This window comes from Stieleria sp. (assembly GCF_041595215.1).
Taxonomy (GTDB): Bacteria; Planctomycetota; Planctomycetia; order Pirellulales; family Pirellulaceae; genus Stieleria; species Stieleria magnilauensis.
In genome coordinates this window covers 1-3,026 of record NZ_JBFHKV010001041.1, presented here as the reverse complement: position 1 = coordinate 3,026, position 3,026 = coordinate 1, and the positions used below count along the sequence as shown (strand labels likewise).

Below are 3,026 nucleotides of genomic sequence, written 5' to 3'. Positions count from 1 at the left end.
GGTCCTGTTGCCTGGCCAGATCGGCAAGGACGCACCCTCGATTCGGCTGGCACGTCAGGATTCACTCGATGAGATCGTCAATAACGTTTCACAGACCTTTCTCGGTCTGAGCGTCGGTTGTGCCCGATGCCACGATCACAAATTCGATCCCATCTCCGCGAAAGACTATTACAGCATGCAAGCGTTTGTCGCCGGAGTTGAGTACGCCGATCGCGAGATGCGTTCGCCCGAATCTGACGCACTGAAGCAACAAGCAAAACGCTTTCGCCAGCGCGTTTCCGAAATCGACGAACAACTGCTCCAGTTCGTCCCGCTCGCGCATCCACGCGTCGATCACGATCTGGAAGCGTACTCCACCAACGCAGCTGAAAACACGGAATCGTTTGAACCGCTGTCGGCCAAGTATGTTCGGTTTACGATTCATGACGCCAACTTGCACCCGAGTCTCGGGTTGATCGAACCGTGTGTGGACGAGTTTCAGATTTTCACCGACGGTGCGGAACGGCAAAACGTTGCCCTCGCCTCACATGGAACCAAGGTCACCGCGTCGGGCAGCAGAGCGTCGGCGAATCATCAACTCAAACACGTCAACGACGGTCAATTCGGGAACGCCAGGAGCTGGATGTCAGATCAGAAGGGCCGCGGCTGGTTGATGTTTGAACTTCCCGAGGCCACTCGAATCAACAAGATCGTGTGGAGCCGTGATCGCAAGGGGCAGTACACCGACCGGCTCGCCACCGCCTACACCTTGGAAGCCGGACCGTCGATCGAGGCCATGACGACGCTGAAGCACGTTCCGCCACAGCGGGCCGCCGTTTCCCCGTCGATCAACGTGGATCGGTTTTCTTCGGTGCGAGCGAAGCGGTTGCGTTTTACCGTGCTGGCAACCAACAACCTTGAACCGTGCATCGACGAACTGGAAGTGTTCAATGATGCCGGCGAAAACATTGCCTTGGCAACCGCCGGCACCAAACTCACGACCTCCGGCGATACGCTTGTCGCAGACCGTCACGAACCAGGTTTCATCAACGACGGCCGCTATGGAAACTCACGCAGTTGGATGTCCGCTCAAACCGGTGCCGGCTGGGTGGAATTGGAGTTTGCCGAAGCACAGGAAATCGTGCGAGTCGCCTGGAGCCGTGATCGCCTGGGAGAGTTTCAAGACCGCTTGGCGACTGAGTACCGAATTGAAACTAAGGACGAAAAAGAATGGCAACTGGTGGCCGATTCCAGCGACCGTCGTGCCCTAGACGCCGATCCCCCACAGGATCGGCAGTTCTCCACGGCGGGTTTGACCGGCGAAGACGCGCAGCAGGCAACCCGTTTGATGAAGGAAAAGCAAACGCTGGAAGCACAGATTAAATCCGCCGAACAAGGAAAACTGGCGTTCGCGGGCAAGTTCCGCAAACCCGACGATATCCACCGACTCAATCGAGGCGATCCCGAACAACCGCGTGAGCCGGTGGTCCCCGCCGTGCTGACCGCTCTCGGCGACGTGACGCTGCCGGCTGAGGCGGCCGAACAAGAACGCCGCCGAGCACTGGCGGACTGGATCGCCAGCCCCGAGAACCGTCTCACGGCACGTGTCATGGTCAATCGGATCTGGCAATGGCACTTTGGCACCGGGCTGGTTGACACGCCGAACGACTTTGGCCGCAACGGGGCCGAGCCTTCGCACCCCCAATTGTTGGATTGGTTGGCTCAGGAGTTCATTCGATCGGGTTGGTCGATCAAACACATGCATCGTCTGATCACCTTGTCGGCAACCTACCGCCAGTCCACGCAACATGACGCGTCGGCGGCGGCAAAGGATGCCGACGCGCGGCTGTTGTGGCGTTACCCGTTGCGACGACTGGAGGCGGAAGCGATCCGCGATAGCATGCTCGCCGCCAGCGGTCAATTGAACCTGACGATGGGAGGCCGTGGATTCAACTTGTTCAACAAACGCGGCGGGTTGTCCGGGTTCACGCCCGTTGAATCCTTTACCGATGATGGCCTGCGGCGCATGATCTATGCCCACAAGGTGCGACGTGAGCGTGATGCCATTTTCGGTGCCTTTGATTGTCCCGACGCGGGGCAAAGCACGGCGCGACGGATCGAATCCACGACGCCGGTCCAAGCACTCAATTTGCTCAACAGTCGCTTCACCATCGAACAAGCCGCTGCGTTTGCCGACCGATTGCAAACCGAAGCAGGCGATGATCTCCGTCGACAAATCCGACTCGCTTACCAGATCGGATTCAATCGCGAACCGAATCCCGATGAATTGGCCGACGCGCTGCCGGTCGTCCGCGAGTATGGATTGCAGACGCTTTGCCGAGCGATGTTCAACAGCAATGAGTTTTTGTTTTTTCCGTAGTATGCTTGCCACATTTCCGCTGGCGATCCGCCGAATGTCTTGGCGGCTTCCGACACGGCTTCAATCCTAACATTCAATCTTCACCAAGCACTCCAGCAATTTTAGCGGGCTAACCATCGAAAATCAGCGTACGGATAGCAGCGTGAACCCACGGATGGCAGGGTGCAAAAAATCCGTGGGTTCGCGCTGCCATCCGTGGGCCCAGTAGTCGTTTGATCGTTCCGCAAGTCACAACCACGAGATGAAACCACTTTCCAACATCGGACGCCAATTCCTTAGCCGCCGCGGGTTCCTGACCAACTCCGCGACCGGGCTGGGATCGATCGCGCTGCTCGATCTCCTTTCCCAGGACCGTTTGCTGGCTGCTCAACCGGCGATCGATCCGGTGCGTCCGTTCGCGCCGCGCCAAAGTCATTTCCCGGGCAAAGCAAAGCGTGTGGTGGTGATTTTTTGTGCCGGAGCGGTCAGCCAGTTGGAAACCTGGGACTACAAACCGGAACTGATCAAGTTGGACGGTCAGCCGCTCAAGGATGGCCCGGCGGTGACGTTTCAGGGACCGGCCGGAAACCTGGCCCGCCCGCAATACAAGTTTCGTCAACGCGGCGAAACGGGAAAGTGGGTCAGCGACATGATTCCGCACCTGGCGGAATTGACCGATGACATTGCG

General features: G+C 58.3%; 2 protein-coding genes. Both read left to right on the top strand.

The annotated features are described in order from the left end of the window. On the top strand, positions 1-2,359 hold a 2,359-nt coding region (locus ABX749_RS27765), incomplete at its 5' end, for a DUF1553 domain-containing protein (RefSeq protein WP_372898889.1). Between the two features lie 241 nt (positions 2,360-2,600). Next, positions 2,601-3,026: DUF1501 domain-containing protein (locus ABX749_RS27760; protein ID WP_372898888.1), on the top strand; the 426-nt coding region annotated here is incomplete at its 3' end.